General features: G+C 73.1%; 15 protein-coding genes. 6 read left to right on the top strand and 9 right to left on the bottom strand.

Annotated elements, in window-relative coordinates; all coding sequences use genetic code 11:
- Positions 1–17: 17 nt before the first annotated feature.
- The 3 genes from JR065_RS07650 to JR065_RS07660 all read left to right on the top strand — a co-directional run bounded on the left by JR065_RS07650 (position 18) and on the right by JR065_RS07660 (position 3,244).
- Entirely contained in the window at positions 18–1,301 is a 1,284-nt protein-coding gene (locus JR065_RS07650; protein ID WP_206233558.1) for an O-antigen ligase family protein, read from the top strand.
- Positions 1,302–1,376: 75 nt separating this feature from the next.
- Positions 1,377–2,210 carry a glycosyltransferase family 2 protein gene (locus tag JR065_RS07655; protein WP_206233437.1) on the top strand — a complete coding sequence of 278 codons (834 nt, stop codon included), beginning with the start codon at positions 1,377–1,379 and terminating at the stop codon, positions 2,208–2,210.
- A complete protein-coding gene (locus JR065_RS07660) occupies positions 2,210–3,244 on the top strand; it encodes a CDP-glycerol glycerophosphotransferase family protein (RefSeq protein ID WP_206233438.1) in 1,035 nt (344 codons plus the stop codon). Before JR065_RS07655 ends, JR065_RS07660 begins: the two co-directional genes overlap by 1 nt.
- Before the next feature lie 532 nt (positions 3,245–3,776).
- Here the strand turns inward: JR065_RS07660 and JR065_RS07665 are convergent.
- The 4 genes from JR065_RS07665 to ribA form a co-directional block, all read right to left on the bottom strand.
- Positions 3,777–5,294: a PH domain-containing protein gene (locus tag JR065_RS07665; protein ID WP_206233439.1), complete on the bottom strand. Its 1,518-nt coding sequence runs from the start codon at positions 5,292–5,294 to the stop codon at positions 3,777–3,779.
- Positions 5,291–5,818 (bottom strand): PH domain-containing protein, encoded by a 528-nt coding sequence (locus JR065_RS07670; protein ID WP_206233440.1) that lies wholly within the window; start codon positions 5,816–5,818, stop codon positions 5,291–5,293. Before JR065_RS07670 ends, JR065_RS07665 begins: the two co-directional genes overlap by 4 nt.
- 88 nt (positions 5,819–5,906) lie before the next feature.
- Complete coding sequence (locus JR065_RS07675; RefSeq protein ID WP_206233441.1) at positions 5,907–6,692, bottom strand: CDP-alcohol phosphatidyltransferase family protein; 786 nt, start codon at positions 6,690–6,692, stop codon at positions 5,907–5,909.
- Positions 6,693–6,710: 18 nt separating this feature from the next.
- Positions 6,711–7,844: a GTP cyclohydrolase II RibA gene (ribA, locus tag JR065_RS07680; protein WP_206233442.1), complete on the bottom strand. Its 1,134-nt coding sequence runs from the start codon at positions 7,842–7,844 to the stop codon at positions 6,711–6,713.
- A 202-nt stretch (positions 7,845–8,046) separates the two neighbouring features.
- Between ribA and JR065_RS07685 the strand changes: the two genes are divergently transcribed.
- Together JR065_RS07685 and JR065_RS07690 are read left to right on the top strand one after the other, a co-directional pair.
- Entirely contained in the window at positions 8,047–8,877 is an 831-nt protein-coding gene (locus JR065_RS07685) for a dihydrofolate reductase family protein (RefSeq protein ID WP_206233443.1), read from the top strand.
- A gap of 415 nt (positions 8,878–9,292) precedes the next feature.
- Positions 9,293–9,814, top strand: a complete 522-nt coding sequence (locus tag JR065_RS07690) for a GNAT family N-acetyltransferase (protein WP_206233444.1) — start codon at positions 9,293–9,295, stop codon at positions 9,812–9,814.
- A gap of 16 nt (positions 9,815–9,830) precedes the next feature.
- On the opposite strand, the gene JR065_RS07695 is transcribed toward JR065_RS07690, so the two are convergent.
- From JR065_RS07695 to JR065_RS07715, 5 genes are all read right to left on the bottom strand, one after another.
- Complete coding sequence (locus JR065_RS07695; protein ID WP_206233445.1) at positions 9,831–10,616, bottom strand: class I SAM-dependent methyltransferase; 786 nt, start codon at positions 10,614–10,616, stop codon at positions 9,831–9,833.
- On the bottom strand, positions 10,613–11,662 hold the full coding sequence (locus tag JR065_RS07700; protein WP_206233446.1) for a glycosyltransferase: 1,050 nt from the start codon (positions 11,660–11,662) through the stop codon (positions 10,613–10,615). The genes JR065_RS07695 and JR065_RS07700 overlap by 4 nt, the downstream gene beginning before the upstream one ends.
- Positions 11,659–12,057 (bottom strand): 6-pyruvoyl trahydropterin synthase family protein, encoded by a 399-nt coding sequence (locus JR065_RS07705; RefSeq protein ID WP_206233448.1) that lies wholly within the window; start codon positions 12,055–12,057, stop codon positions 11,659–11,661. Before JR065_RS07705 ends, JR065_RS07700 begins: the two co-directional genes overlap by 4 nt.
- Before the next feature lie 21 nt (positions 12,058–12,078).
- Positions 12,079–13,101: a zinc-dependent alcohol dehydrogenase gene (locus JR065_RS07710; protein ID WP_206233449.1), complete on the bottom strand. Its 1,023-nt coding sequence runs from the start codon at positions 13,099–13,101 to the stop codon at positions 12,079–12,081.
- A gap of 111 nt (positions 13,102–13,212) precedes the next feature.
- A complete protein-coding gene (locus JR065_RS07715) occupies positions 13,213–14,127 on the bottom strand; it encodes a lauroyl acyltransferase (protein ID WP_206233450.1) in 915 nt (304 codons plus the stop codon).
- Between the two features lie 170 nt (positions 14,128–14,297).
- On the opposite strand from JR065_RS07715, the gene dtd reads away from it, so the two are divergent.
- Positions 14,298–14,738 (top strand): D-aminoacyl-tRNA deacylase, encoded by a 441-nt coding sequence (dtd, locus tag JR065_RS07720; protein WP_206233451.1) that lies wholly within the window; start codon positions 14,298–14,300, stop codon positions 14,736–14,738.
- Positions 14,739–14,787 lie beyond the last annotated feature (49 nt).

The following is a 14,787-nucleotide window of genomic DNA, read 5'->3' on the forward strand; positions in this document are numbered from 1 at the left end:
CCCCCCACGCCTTCCAGATGACCGAAAAGCCCGTGCCACGCGGCGCCACCGCCTCCAAGCTCGATCGCCACACCCTGGCCTACTGGGGGGCGGCGTTGGGCCTGCTGTGCCTGCCTGCGCTGGTGGTCAGCATCCCCGGTGGGTTGCTGCCGTTCGGCATCGCGCTGCTGGCCAGCAGCGTGCTTGGCGCCGACCGGCTGCGGCGCGCGGTGCCGCAGATGCGCCCGGCGCTGCGCTGGCTGACCGTGCTGGCGCTGCTGGTGATCGGGCTGTCGCTGTTCTCGCTGGGCTATTTCGGCCAGGAGCTGAAGGACATCGACAACCGTACCCGCTTCCTGGTGCTGCCGTGGGCCGCGCTGTGGGTGTACGCGCTGCAGCCGCCGCGGCAGCTGCTGTGGTGGGGGGCGCTGGTCGGCATCTGCGCCACGCTGGCGGTGGCGGTGATGCAGGTGCTGCAGGGCGATCCCCGCGCCGAAGGCTGGACCAACGCGATCGTGCTGGCCGACGTGATCCTGGTGCTGATGGTGGTGGCGGTGTTCTGCCGGCCGCACGGGCGCTGGCCATGGACGATCCTGGCGATCGTCTGCGGGTGCGCGACCATCCTGCTGAGCGGCAGCCGCGGCGTATGGTTGGGCATGCTGCTGTTGCTGGTGGTCACCGCGCTGTGCCTGCGCTGGCGCAGCGGCGGCGCACGGCTGATGATCCTGGTGACGCTGACTGCGCTGGCCGCGACCCTGGTACTGACCGTGCCGGCGCTGACCCGGCAGACCCGACTGGCCGAACTGCGGCATGACGTGCAGCGCTACGAGCGCGGCGACAGCGACTCGTCGGCCGGCGCGCGCATCGAACGCCTGCAGGTGGCCGCGGACACCTTCGTCGAGCATCCGCTGCTCGGCGTCGGCGTCGGCCGTTTCGACAACGCGATGCTGCGCCTGCCGGCCTGCCAGGGCGAGTGGGTCAAGCGCTGCCACCTGGGACATGCGCACAACGACCTGGCCGAATGGGCGGCGACCCAGGGCCTGCCCGGGGCGCTGCTGCTGATCGGGATCTACGGCGTGCCGATGTGGCTGTTCGTGCGCCTGTACCGGCGCCGGCCCGGCCGCAACTTCCACGGCCCGGCCGCGACCGGGATCATGGTGGTGGCGGCCTACATGCTGTGCGGGCTGACCCAGTCGATGTTCGCGCACCAGGTGACCACCGGGTTCTACGTCTCGCTGGTCGGCGTGCTGATCGGCCTGGCGCTGCGCGACAGCCAGCTGCCGCGCACGCGCGCCGCTGAAGGCGCCGAGCGAAGCCGGTAGACTGCCGGTCCCGCATCGTCCGCCCAACGGCCGCGCCGCCTGGGCGGGCCTGCAACGCCCCTGGAACCGAGCGCCATGGCCGACGCCACCGCGACCACCCTGCCGCTCAGCCTGGTGGTGATGACCTACAACGAAGCCGCCAACATCGCCCGCTGCCTGGACAGCGTGCCGTTCGCCGCCGACAAGCTGGTGGTGGACTGCGGCAGCAGCGACGACACCGTGGCGATCGCGCGCGCGCATGGCGCGCGCGTGGTCGAGCAGGCCTGGCTGGGCTTCGGCGCGCAGCGCAACTTCGCTTCCACCCAGGCCGCGCACGACTGGATCCTGGTGCTGGACGCGGACGAATTCCTGTCCGACGCGCTGCGCGCCGAATGCCTGGCGCGGCTGCCGGCGCTGCTGGCCGAAGACCGGCTGGATGCGGTGTGGCTGCGCCGCAGCACCTGGTACATGGGCGCGCCGATGCGCTGGTACCGGCCGATGGTCGGCGAGCGCCTGGCGCGGATCTACCATCGCCGCCGCGCCCGCTGGAGCGATGCGCGCGTGCACGAATCGCTGCAGTTCGGCGGCGCCAGCGCCGAGTTCGCGCCGCCGTTCAACCATCTGCACAACCCGACCCTGGTGCACAAGCAGCTGAAGGTGCTGCGCTACGCCGAACTGAAGGCGCTCGGCTGGCGCGACAAGCGCAAGCCGGTGAAAATGTGGCAGAGCCCGTTCGTGTTCGTCGGCGCGTTCCTCAAGGACTACCTGCTGCGGCTGGCGTTCCTCGACGGCTGGCGCGGCTTCGTGGTGGCGCAGATCGCGGCCAACTACGCCATCTACAAGCGCATGCGCTACTACGAGATGCAGTTCAATCCGGACTCGGTGGAACAGGCGCGGGCGCAACTGCACAAGCACGATCTGGAGCACTGATGAGCAAGCATTATCTGCTGTACGGGTCCGAGCGCTATGCGCTGGCGATCCTGCGTCCGTTGCAGACCGCCATCCGTGCCCGCGGCGACGAGGCGGCCTGGTTCTTCGACGGACCTGGCGCCGAGGATCTGACCGCCGACGAGCGCCACCTGGCCACGGTGGAGGACGTGCTGGCGTGGGATCCGTACGCGGTGATCACCTCCAGCAACGCGGTGCCGCACTTCTTCCCCGGGGTGAAGGTCGAGACCTTCCACGGCTTCGACGCCGGCAAGCCGCGGCACATCTACATCCGCGGCTTCTTCGACCTGTACTGCACCACCGGCCCGCGCGATACCGCCGCGTTCGGGGCACTGGCGCGCAAGCTCGGCCACTTCGCGGTGAAGGAAACCGGTTTTCCGAAGATCGACCCGTTCATGCGCGAGATCGGCGGCGAACTGGCGCCGGTGCGGCAGCCGCCGGTGATCCTGTACCACTCCACGTTCTCGCCGTCGTGGAGCGCGGCCGGCATCCTCTACGACGAGGTCGCGCGGCTGTCGCGCAGCGGCGAGTGGCGCTGGATCGTGACCTTCCATCCGAAGATGGATCCGGACGTGGTCGCGCGCTACCGCGCGCTGGAGAACGACTACCTGCGCTTCGCCGACAACGACAACATCCTGGAGCTGTTCCCGCAGGTGGACATGATGTGCTCGGACACCTCCTCGGCGCTCAACGAGTTCCTGCTCACCTACAAGCCGGTGGTCACGTTCAAGAACCGGCGCCCGGGCCCGCAGCTGATCGACATCGACGACCCGGCGCAGTTCGAGCCGGCGATCCGCCGTGCGCTGGCGCGGCCGCCGGAACTGATGGCGGCGATCCGCGAGTTCGCCGACGGCCTGCATCCCTACCGCGACGGGCAATCCAGCGAGCGCGTGCTGCGCGCGATCGACGACTTCGTCGCCGAGGGCGCGCGCAACCCGCGGCGCAAGCCGTGGAATTTCTGGCGCAAGCTGAAGATCCGCCGGCGCATCGGCTACTGGGGCCGCGGCGCGCGGTGAGGGCGGTGGACGCGCGCGGCAAAACGCGCGCGGCTGCGATCGAAGCCGCCTGGCGGCTGGCCGCGGCTGTACGAGGGGAGTGGCTTCCGAGCGCGGCGGCACGTCAACAGACAGCGAGCCTCGTGCGAGCAGCGCGCAAGGCTTCGCCCGCACCCTCGTCCGGCCCTGCAGGCCGTCTGCTACAGCCCCTCTCCCGTCGGGAGAGGGGTTGGGGTGAGGGTATGGCGCGAAGCGTCCCGCCGAGCTTGGGTGCACGATGCTTTTCCCGCACCCGCATCCGGTTCTGCGGGCCGTCTTCCCCCCAAAGGCGGCGATGCCCGGTGAGAGAAGGGAGCAGCCCGGCGCGCTTCGGTTCCTCTCCCACCGGCAGAGGGATTGGGGTCGGGCGCGCAGCGCGCGCAATCGCTGCACTGGTGGCCGTACCCTCATCCGCCCCTGCGGGGCACCTTCTCCCGATGGGAGAAGGAAGAGCGGTTAGCCCTCTCCCATCGGGAGAGGATTGGGCGAGGGGGTGCGTTAGCCGCGGCCGCGCTCACCAGCGCAAGCGCCGCCGCGCCAGCGCATGCCCCAGCTGCAGGTACAGCGCCTGCGCCTCGGCCACGGGCAGAAAGCGCAGCCGCAGCGGCGGCGCGCTGGCGCTGGCGCCGGCGGTGTCCAGCCGCAACGTGGCAGTGCCGCAGCGGCGGTCCAGCGGCGAACGGATCAGCTGCAGCGCCTGCAGCTTGTCGAGCTCGGCCAGCCGCCACCAGCGTGTCCACCAGCCGCCGCGCACGACCAGATAGTGCGCATCGAGCGCATAGGCCATGCGCCGCGCCTGCTGCCGCGCCTGCAGCGCCGACCACGGCAGCAACAGCAACGGCAGCGCGCCCCAGGCGCCGAAGTTCGCGCACAGCGCGATGCTCGCCGGCGCCAGCACCAGCACTGCCGGCAGGCACAGCCGCCACCAGTTGCGCGCCGCGACCGGCCGCCATTGCGGCGGCGGCCAGGCGATCGCCGGCAGCAGCCGCTGCAGCAGCGCATCGCAGGCCGCCGGCGTGGCCAGCGGCGCCAACTCCTTCAGCGCGCGGCCGTCCTCGCCTTGCGGATCGACCACTGCGGTGTCGATGCGCAGGCTGCGGCGGCCGAACAGGCGGTGCAATGCGCCCTCGTGCAACGTCCACGCCTGGATCCGCCGCTGCGCCACGCTGGTGCGCAACCGCGCCAGCAGGCCGCGCTCGACGGTGAGGCGGCGCTGCGTCTCGCTGAGCCGGAAGCCGTGGTATTGCAGCAGCGCCAGGATCACCGACAGCGCGCGCATGGCCAGCAGCAGCGCCGCGGCCAGCAGCGCCGCGCCCAGCGCGCTGGCCGTCGCGCCGAGCTGCAGGCCGCTGGCGTAGCCGAGCAGCTGCGCGCCGTAGCGTTCGACCGCGTCGGCGATGGCGTCTTCGGGAAACAGCTGGTACACCGCGCCGAACGCCGCGGCCACCACCACCATGCCGCGGTTGGAGATCAGCCCCAGGCGCAGCACCTCCGGCAGCGGCAGCGCCAGCAGCAACTGCTGCGCGTCGACCGCCGCGGGCGCATCGGCGGCGGACACCGCGCCGGCGCGGGCACGATGGCGCACCTGCTGCTCCAGCGCCAGCGCCTGCTCCAGTCGCAGCACCCGCATCTCCGCTTCGGGCTTGTCGCCGCCGGCCGATTCCAGGCGCACCTCGGCCACGCCGAACAGCCGGTGCAGCAGCGACTGGTGCACCACCACGTTGTGGATGCGCGCGAACGGGATCTCGCGCCGGCTGCGCTGCAGCAGGCCGCTGCGGATGCTGATGCCGTCGTCGCCGATGCGGTAGCGGTAGGTCAGGTAGCGCAGCACCGCCACCGCGACCAGCGCCGCCGCCACCGCCACGCCGATCCATTGCTCGATGTGCTCGCCGCGCCCGCTGCGCCCGCCGAACACCGCCAGCACCAGCAGCGGCAGCAGGAACTGCCTGAGCTGCTGCAGCAGCACGAACAGCCACGACCAGGGGTGCAGCCGTCGCTCCGGCGCCGCCTCGAGGTCCTGCGCGGCGCTCACAGCGCGTCGTCGTCGTGGTCGAGCTGGCGCGCCAGGCGGTCGCGCAGGCGTTCGGCATCGGCCTGGTCCAGCCCGGGCACCGCGACCGCGTTGAGCCGGGTGCCGGCGGTGTGCACCACCAGCGTGGCCAGGCCGGCGGCGCGCTGCAACGGGCCGATGCGCAGGTCCAGGTGCTGTACGCGCGAGATCGGCACCTGGGTTTCGCTGTGCCACCAGTGCTCGCGGCGCAGCGCCAGCGCTTGCGCGTCGAGCCGCCAGCGGATCCGGCGATGGCGCTTGAACCCCAGCCAGGCGCCGAGGCCGGCGCCCACCACGGCGGCGGCCGCCACGCCCGCTACCAGTTCCAGTCCGCGGTCCATGGCCAGGCCGAGCACGGCGCCGGCGATCGCCAGCGGCACGCCGAACAGCGCGGCACCGCCCAGTGCGGCCAGCCACGCGCCGCGCGCCGGCAGCGGCTGCCAGTCGTGCTCGGGCGGCGGCGCAGCCGGCGGCAAGGGCGAATCGGGTTCGGGCGGTGCGGTCACGGACGCGTCTCGAAAGCGAAGGGCCGTCGCCGTACGGGCGGCGATGCAGGTTCGCCGGGACAGCGATCGTAGCGCGGCTGGCGGCGGATCATTGCCACGGCGGGCGCACCGCAATGGCGCGGTGGCGCCACAGCCAGCGCACGTCGAGCGCGAACGAGGCGCCCAGCAGCGCCAGCGCCAGTGCCGCCGGCAGCGCGCTGTAGGGGTGCGGCACGATCGGGGCCAGCGCCACGCACAGCGCGATGCCCTGGACCACGCAGATCGCCTGGCGCCGCCGCGACGCCGGCAGCTTCGCAGCCAGCCACGGCCAGGCGCCGCCGGCGGCGACGAAGCCGTAGCGCATCGCGCCGATGGCCAGGACCCAGGCGCCGGCCTTGTCCAGCCGCCAGGCCGCCAGCGCCAGCAGCAGGATCAGCAGCGCGTCGATCTCCATGTCGTAGCGCGCGCCGAAGTCCGAACTCAGCCGCAGCTGCCGCGACAGCCAGCCGTCGACGCCGTCCAGCAGCAGCGCGGTGGCGGCCATGGCGACGAAGGCCCACAGCCAGCGGTCCTGCGGATCCAGCGCCGGCGCCACCGCGGCCAGCCCGCCGCACAGCGCGGTCAGCGCGGCGCGCACGCTGGTGACGCGGTTCGGCGCGCCGAAGCGCGGGAAAGGATGGTGGCCGGGGAGGCGGCCGAGCACCGCCAGCGCGATGGCGGCGAACAGCAGCGCGGCGCAGGGCAGGAACGCCGGCCCCAGCCTGGCCGCGCGCGCCAGCGCCAGCGCCGGCAGCGCCAGGCACAACGCGATCGCGACCAAGTTGCGCGCGGCATCGCCGCGCAACGCCGACGCGCCGACGGCGGGCGCGGGATATTCAGAAGGAGGGGACGCCATCGCCTCGCCCCGTGGCGCTCAGCGCGATGCGTGCAGCAGCGCGTCCACGTCCAGCGCATGGCCGGCGCGTGCGGCCTTGGTGCGCAGGTAGTGCTCGTTCTCGGCGGTGATCTCGCCGGTGACCGGAATGCGCCCGACCACGTCGATGCCGGCCGCGCGCAGGTGCTCGGCCTTGGACGGATTGTTGGTCAGCAGCTGCACGCGGTGGATGCCCAGCCCGTGCAGCATCGCCACCGCGCTGCCGTAGCGGCGCTCGTCGGCGCCGAAGCCGAGCTGCGCATCGGCGTCGATGGTGTCCAGGCCATCGTGCTGGTAGCCGTAGGCGCGCATCTTGGCGGCGATGCCGGTGCCGCGGCCTTCCTGGTCCAGGTACAGCAATACGCCGCCGCCCAGTTCCTTCAGCTTGCTCAGCCCGCGCCGCAGCTGGTCGCCGCAGTCGCACTTCAGCGAGCCGAACAGGTCGCCGGTCAGGCACGAGGAATGCACGCGTACCGGGACCACGCCGGCGGGGTCGGGATGGCCGACGATGATCGCCACCTGGTCGCGCTGGGCCACGCCGCCGCGGAACACCGCGAACTGGGTCATGCCGATGTCGCGCAGCGGTACCGGGCTGCGGGTCACCAGTTCGTAGCCGCCGGAGGACTGCGCCACGCCCTGCGCCAGCTCCGCCAGCGACAGCCGCTGGCAGCCGTCGAAGGCATGATCGCCGGCGTCCACCGCCACCGCGACCATCGCCGGCAGCAACAGGCCCAGCCGCGCGATCTCCACCGCCGCCGCGTCCAGCGCATCGCCGGCGGTCCACGACGCCGGCGCGGCCGCATCGCGCAGATAGCCGAGCTCGGCCAGCGCGGTGTAGTCCAGCCCGGCCAGCGCCACCCGCGCGCCGGCCGGCGCGTCCAGGCCCAGCACGCGCGCGCGCTGCGGGGTCAGGAACAGGTAATGGCGCTCGTCGGCGACCCGGGCGAAGGTGTCGAAGCTGCCCTGGGTGCTGCTGTCCAGCGCGATGTAGGCGCGCACGCCGAGCGCCGCGTCCTCGACCAGCACCGGCCGCCCCGCACGCAGCTCCGACGCCGCGCGCTCGCAGCGGATCGCCGCCGGATCGCCGAACGCGCCGGCGGCGTGGGGGGGAGCGGGGGCGAGGGGCGAAGTCATGCAGGCTCCTAGTGGGGGGGATCGGCCGCGGATTCAAGCGGCCGACCGCGTCGATCTTCGCATCCGCGGCCGTGGCCGCCTACCGCAAGTAGAAGGCCGGCGGCATGAACGCGTCGCGAAGCATGCGCGACAAGCGTCCGCCGGTGCGGTTTCACGCCTGCGACACTGTGTCGCGCCTAGCGTGGCGCGCATGGAACTGAGCGTGCCACCCCGTCCCGCCGCGCCTGCCGGCGGCCATGAGCCCAGCCACGAGGCGTGGGCCACGCTGTGCACGCTGCGGCGCACGCCGCTGCCGCACGAGCGCCGGCGCCGCCTGCTCGAGCGCGAGCTGGGGCGCGAACCGGCCTGCGCGCTGTACGCGCCGCTGGCCGAAGCGTCGCGGCTGGTGCTGGCCCAGGTCGGGCAATCGCTGGACGGGCGCGTGGCCACCGTCAGCGGCGATGCGCGCGACATCTCCGGCGCCGCCGGCCTGCGCCACCTGCACCGGTGCCGCGCGCTGGTCGACGCGATCGTGATCGGCGTCGGCACGGTGGTCGCCGACGACCCCTCGCTGACCGTGCGCCTGGTGCACGGGGTCAATCCGGTGCGGGTGATCGTCGATCCGCACGGGCGCATTCCGGCCGCCGCCAAGCTGCTGCACGACGGCGCGGCACCGACCCTGCTGATCCACGGCGACCATGTTCCTGCCCCGGACATCGGCGGCCGGTGCCTGGCCCTGGCCACCGATGCGCACGGCCACATCGCCCCGCAGGCGATCCTCGATGCGCTGGCGCAGCGCGGCCTGCACCGGGTGCTGGTGGAAGGCGGCGCGCGCACCATCGCCGCGTTCCTCGAGGCGGACTGTATCGATCGCCTGCACGTGGCGGTGGCGCCGCTGATCATCGGCGCCGGCCCCAGCGGCATCGCGCTGCCGCCGGTGCAGCGCCTGGCGCAGGCGCGGCGCCCGCTCACGGTGGCCTACGACCTGGGCGGCGACGTGGTGTTCGATTGCGATCTGCGCGCCACCTCACCGACCGCCGCGGCAGAATCGTAAGCGGCGCGGGCCGGCGCAAACCTGCAGCCGGCCTGTGCGGCCCGCCGTTCGGCGGCCTCGGCCATCCACCTCGATGGCGGGCTGCGGTGAGCAGCAGAACCTTACCGCCGGCGACCCGTCGCGTGCGCGGGGTTCGCCGCGATCCAGGCGGGAGCACTGTCTCCTCCGACCTAGGCAACCCGTTCTTCTGGACGGGACTGTGTGCTTGACCGGGCCATCAGTCGGGCATGACCAAGGCTACTCGGAGCCGCACAGATGTACCTGTCTGTAAGCGCCTGGTTGAAATGCTCCACGCAGAAGCGCCTCAAGGCGCGACCGCAACCGAGTCCCCAGTCCCCAGTCCCGAGTCCCGCCTATTCCAACACGATGGAACCAGGCCCTACTATTCCGGAACCGCCGCCGGAGCCGAAGTGGAATGCGTATCGTCGAGTGCACCGAGCAGCGCCATGCGGCCGCGATCCTGGAGATCTTCAACGATGCGATCGCGCATTCGACGGCGTTGTACGAGTACCGCCCGCGGCCGCCGGAGAGCATGGCCGGCTGGTTCGCCGGCAAGCGCGCCGGGAGGTTCCCGGTGATCGGCGTGGAGAGCGAGGCCGGCGATCTGCTGGGCTTCGCCAGCTACGGCAGCTTCCGCGCGTTTGCGGCCAACAAGTACAGCGTCGAGCATTCGCTGTACGTGCAGCGCGACCACCGCGGGCAGGGCCTGGGCCGGGTGCTGCTGGAACGGATCGTGGCCGAGGCGCAGGCGCGCGACGTGCACGTGCTGATCGGCGGCATCGATGCGCAGAACCAGGCCAGCATCGCGATGCACGAGAAGCTCGGCTTCGTCCATGCCGGCACGCTGCGCGAGGTGGCGTTCAAGTTCGGACGTTGGCTGGACCTGGCGTTCTACCAGCGCGTGCTGGCCACGCCGGCGCAGCCGGTGGACGGCTGAGCGCGGCGCAGGCGCCTCAACGCCAGGCGAACAGATCGACGTGGCCGACCACGCATTCGGCGCGGTCGGCCAGCGCCAGCCGCTGCGCCAGCCACGCCTGCAGCGCGTGGTCGGGCAACTGGCCGGTTTCGCGCACCGCCTCGGCGATGCCGCGCAGCAGCGCGCGGTGCAGTTCGGCCTGGTCCGGCCGCAGCCGCCAGGGGCTGGGCGCGCTGCGCACCTGGAAGCCGCGCGCGGCCAGGCGGCGTGCCAGTTCCCGCGCCGCGTCCGGCCCCAGGGCCTGCCCCAGCCCCTTGTCGCGGCGCTGGTGCGCGTTGAATGCCGCCAGCACCGCCGCATCGTCGTCCAGCGCCGGCGTCCACTGCATGGTGCCGTCGTAGTTGAGTGCCGCGTACAGCGCCGCGCCGGCCTGCTGCAGCCGTGCCGCGAGCGCGTCGATCCAGTCGTGCCCGGCGAGGTCGAACAGCGCCGACGCGGTGACCAGGTCGGCGCTGTCCAGCGGCAGCGCATCCAGCGCGCGCAGATCCTGCGCGTGCGCCTGCACCGGCACCGCATCGCCGATGCGTGTGCAGGCCAGCGCGAGCAGCGCCGGATCGTGGTCGAGCAGGCGCCATCGCTGCGTGGCCGGCAGCGACGGCGCCAGCGCGCGGACGCTGGCGCCGCTGCCGCAGCCCAGGTCGAGCACGGTGACCCGCGAGCGATGGTGCAGGTGACCGGCCACCGCCTGCAGCAGCGCCGGATCGCGCGCGGCGCGGTCGGCGGGCTCGCGCAGGTCCAGCCAGGCGGCGGAGAAGCCGCTCATGCGGCCAGCGCGCGGGCGAGCGCGGCGGCACTGTCGCGCCACTGCGGCAGCGACCGTGCCGCATGGCGCGCGCCGGTGGCCAGGCGCGCACGCAATGCGGCGTCGGTGATGAGCCGGCGCAGCGCGTCGCCCAGCGCGGCCACGTCGTCCACCGGCACCAGCAGCCCCGCATCCTCCGGCACCACTTCGGCCACCGCGCCGGCATCGCAGCCGAGCACCGGCAAGCCTGCCGCCAGCGCCTCGGCGAAGACCATGCCGTAGCCCTCGTAGCGGCTCGGCAGCACGAACACATCGGCCTGCGCGTATTCGCACGCGACGTCGTCCACTTCGCCGACCAGCTCGATGCGCTGCTCCAGCCCGTGGCGCGCGACCTGCGCGCGCAGCGCGGCCGCGGTCGGCGCATCGCGCGCGGCACCGACGATGCGCAGCGTCCACGGCAGCTCGCGCAGCGGCGCCAGCGCGTCGACCAGCAGGTCCAGGCCCTTGCGCGGAATCAGCGCGCCCACGCTCAACAGCCGCACCTGCGCGGACGCTTCGCGCGGCGCGGCGGATGCGGCGCGATCGCAGCCCGGCGGCGCCACGTGCACGCGCTGCGCCGGCAGCCCGAACAGCGCCTGCAACTGGCGCGCGGTGCTGTGGCTGGTGGCGACCACCGCGTGTGCCAGCTGCAGCGCCTGCCGCTCGCTGTCCAGCAGCTGTTGCGCGCGTGCCGGGTCCAGCCCGGTTTCCAGCGCCAGCGGATGGTGGACCAGCGCCACCAGGCGCAGGCGCGCATGTTCGCGCGCGGCCAGTGCGTGCATCGCGCCGTAGGCCAGTCCGTCGACCAGCACCACCGCGCCGTCGGCCAGCGCGGCGAAGCGCGCCTCGGCCTGCGCGCATTCCTGCGCCGATGGCGCCGGATAGCCGCCGCCCAGCGCGAGCACCCGCACCTGCCAGCCTTGCGCGCGCAGCTCCTCGATCATGCGCCGGTCGTAGCCGTAGCCGCCGGTGCGCGCCTGCAGGTCGCCGGGGATGGCGAACACCAGCGCGCGCACCGCCGGATTCACAGTGCCGCCTCGTACCAGGCGCGGGCGATGTGCGATTCGTGCAGTTGCACGCGCAGCCGCTGCACGCGCGCGCCGGCCGCGCCGAGCCGGCCGCCGCGCAGGTCGTCGGCCAGCGCATCGAAGATGTACTTGGCCAGGAACTCGGTGGTGGTGGTGCGCCCGGCGAAGACCGGCAGCGCGTCCAGGTTCTGGTAGTTCAGCGGCGCCAGGACCTCGCGCAGCAGCGCGGTGGCCAGGCCGATGTCCACCACCAGCCCGTCCCCGTCCAGCGCCGGCGCGAAGAACGCCGCGTCGACCACGAAGGTGGCGCCATGCAGGCCTTGTGCGGGGCCGAACACCTCGCCGGGCAGGCTGTGGGCGATCATCACGTGGTCTCTGACTTCGACGGCGAACATTCGGTTCTCCAGGGCTAGGAATCAGGCGTCTTCGTAGTCGACGCGATGGCACAGCGTGGCCGGGTCGGCGAGCACGCGCGGGTAGTCGCCGGGCAGCGCCGCGAACGCGCTGGCGCTGGCGACCAGCGCGTCCAGGCGCGGATCGGCGAGCAGCGCCAACGCGCTGTCCATGCGCCGCGCATGCGACCAGCGCGCGCGCCGCCCCGGCGGCAGCTGGCCGACCTGCGACGACACCAACTGCAGGCGCCGGCTGTGAAAGGCGCCGCCGAGCGCGACCGGGACCTCGCGTGCGCCGTACCAGCTGGCCTCGACCACGCGCGCCTCCATGCCGGCGCACGCCAGCGCGGTGGCCAGGCCGGCGGCGCTGGCGCTGGCATGCACCACCACGTCGCAGTCGCGCGGCGCCTGCGCCGGTACGGCGAATGCCAGGCCGAGCGCGGCCGCCACCGTGGCGCGGGCGGGCGCGATATCGACCACGGTCACTTCGGTGCCGACGATGCGCGAGGCCAACTGCGCGACCAGCAGGCCGACCACGCCGGCGCCGATCACCGCGACCCGGTCGCCCGGGGCGATACCGGCGTCCCAGACCACGTTGAGCGCGGTCTCCGCATTGGCTGCCAGCACCGCGCGCGCCGCCGGCACGGACACGGGCAGCAGCGCCACGCGCCCGGCGGGCACCACGAAGCGGTCCTGGTGCGGATGCAGGCAGAACACGCTGCGGCCGAGCAGCGCCGGCGGTCCGGCCTCGACCTCGCCGACGCAGGCGTAGCCGTACTTGACCGGGAACGGGAACTCGCCAGCCTGGAACGGCGCGCGCATCCGCGCCGCCTCGGACGCCGGCACCGCGCCGGCCAGCACCAGCGCCTCGGTGCCGCGGCTGATCCCGCTGTAGCGGGTGCGCACCCGGACCTGGGTCAGCGGATCGCAGCCGGGCAAGGCCTCGCGGCGCAATTCGGCGCGTCCGGCGGCCACGATCCACAACGCCCGCGCATCGCCGGCATCGTCGGCAGCAGGCGTGGCGGCATCGCGGCGGTGGCTGGGCATTGGACAGGCCGTGGGGAGTGGCGACCCATCGAAGTTACGGCAGCCGCCGCGAACACCAGGTCACGAACGCCACCACTCCCGAATCCCCAATCCCCAATCCCCAATCCCGGCTCAATGCGGATGCCGCGCCGTGGCATAGGGATTGGGTTCGGTCGGATCCGGGCGTAGCGTGTAGCGCTTGTAGGTCCACTGGTACTGCGCCGGATCGCGCCGGGCCACGCGCTCCACGCCCTGGTTCAGCGCGGTCGCGGCCACCCGCGGGTCGGGATCGGCGATCGCCGCCGGCGCCGGCTGCACGTGCAGCGCGAACTGCAGGTCGCTGTCGACCCGCTCGCACCACGCGAACAGCACGATCGCGCCGGTGCGCTCGGCCAGCCGGTTGACCAGGGTCATGGTCAGCGCCGGCACGCCGAAGAACGGCGCGAACACGCCGTCGCCGGCCTTGGGCTGCTGGTCGGGCAGGATGCCGACCGCGCCGCCGTCCTTGAGCACCTTGAACAGCTGCCGCACCGCCGGGCCTTCGGCGCGCACCTGGCGCACGTTGTCGCCGCTGCGCACCTGCTGCAGGAACGCGTCGCCGACCGCCGAGGCCGGCGCGCGGTAGACGATGGCGATCTGCCCGCGCGAGGCCAGCCACTGATTCAGCAGCTCCCAGTTGCCGAAGTGCGGCGCGGCCACGATCACCCCGCGGCCCGATGCCAGCGCCGCGTCGTACAGCTCCTGGCCGTAGCGCTGGCGCAGCCGGGCCAGGTTCTCGGCCGGCGGCCGCGTCCACAAGCGCAGCGTCTCGGCGGCCTGGCGCGCGGTGGACCGCAGCACGTCGCGGTGCAGCGCGGCGCGCTCGCTGGGCAGCAGCTCGGGGTAGGCCAGTTCCAGGTTGCGCCGGGTCACCCGGCTCTCGCGCGCGTCCTGGCGCAGCCACAGCCAGGCCAGGCCATCGGCCAGGCCCCGCAGCCACGGCCAGGGCAGGCGCGCCACGGCGGCGGCGCAGCGGTACAACAGGGCGGCGGATGTCGCAGGTTTCATCGACCCAGTTTATCCGCTGGCGCCGCCATGCCAGGATGACGGCCGCGGCGCGGCAACCGGCGCATTGCGTGTCGCGCCCTCCGCGCCGAAGTCGGGAGCCAACGGATGACAGGCAGCCATCGAAGCCGGATGCTTCCGAGTCCCGAGTCCCGAGTCCCGAGTCCCGAAAAATGCTCTCCCTGATCCAACGCGTCAACCAGGCCTCGGTCAGCGTCGAGGACCGGATCGTCGGCCGCATCGGCCCCGGCCTGCTGGCGCTGGTGGCGGTGGAGCCGGGCGACGACGAAGCCAGGCTGCAGCGCATGGCCGAGCGCTTGCTGGGCTACCGGGTGTTCGCCGATGCCGGCGGGCGCATGAACCGCTCGCTGAGCGACACCGGCGGCGGCCTGCTGCTGGTCAGCCAGTTCACCCTGGCCGCCGATACCGGTTCGGGGATGCGCCCCAGCTTCAGTACCGCCGCGCCGCCGGCGGAGGCTGAACGCGGATTCAACCGGCTGCTGGAAATCTGCCGGCAACGGCATCGCCCAGGGGTGGAAACCGGGCGCTTCGGTGCCCATATGATCGTCAGCCTGGTCAACGACGGCCCGGTCACTTTCCTGCTCAGGCCCTAGCCTGGGCGCGACCTAGCGGAGCGGTTCAGGCTCCTTGCCCGGCAAGCGG

Source organism: Xanthomonas sp., assembly GCF_017163755.1.
Classification (GTDB): Bacteria; Pseudomonadota; Gammaproteobacteria; order Xanthomonadales; family Xanthomonadaceae; genus Xanthomonas_A.

Excerpts from the sequence above, each read along its gene's own strand:
- JR065_RS07650 (WP_206233558.1), top strand. The coding sequence starts at position 18 with ATGACCGAAAAGCCCGTGCCACGCGGCGCCACCGCCTCCAAGCTCGAT.
- JR065_RS07655 (WP_206233437.1), top strand. The coding sequence starts at position 1,377 with ATGGCCGACGCCACCGCGACCACCCTGCCGCTCAGCCTGGTGGTGATG.
- JR065_RS07660 (WP_206233438.1), top strand. The coding sequence starts at position 2,210 with ATGAGCAAGCATTATCTGCTGTACGGGTCCGAGCGCTATGCGCTGGCG.
- JR065_RS07675 (WP_206233441.1), bottom strand. The coding sequence starts at position 6,692 with ATGGCGTCCCCTCCTTCTGAATATCCCGCGCCCGCCGTCGGCGCGTCG.
- ribA (WP_206233442.1), bottom strand. The coding sequence starts at position 7,844 with ATGACTTCGCCCCTCGCCCCCGCTCCCCCCCACGCCGCCGGCGCGTTC.
- JR065_RS07690 (WP_206233444.1), top strand. The coding sequence starts at position 9,293 with ATGCGTATCGTCGAGTGCACCGAGCAGCGCCATGCGGCCGCGATCCTG.
- JR065_RS07695 (WP_206233445.1), bottom strand. The coding sequence starts at position 10,616 with ATGAGCGGCTTCTCCGCCGCCTGGCTGGACCTGCGCGAGCCCGCCGAC.
- JR065_RS07705 (WP_206233448.1), bottom strand. The coding sequence starts at position 12,057 with ATGTTCGCCGTCGAAGTCAGAGACCACGTGATGATCGCCCACAGCCTG.
- JR065_RS07710 (WP_206233449.1), bottom strand. The coding sequence starts at position 13,101 with ATGCCCAGCCACCGCCGCGATGCCGCCACGCCTGCTGCCGACGATGCC.
- JR065_RS07715 (WP_206233450.1), bottom strand. The coding sequence starts at position 14,127 with ATGAAACCTGCGACATCCGCCGCCCTGTTGTACCGCTGCGCCGCCGCC.
- dtd (WP_206233451.1), top strand. The coding sequence starts at position 14,298 with ATGCTCTCCCTGATCCAACGCGTCAACCAGGCCTCGGTCAGCGTCGAG.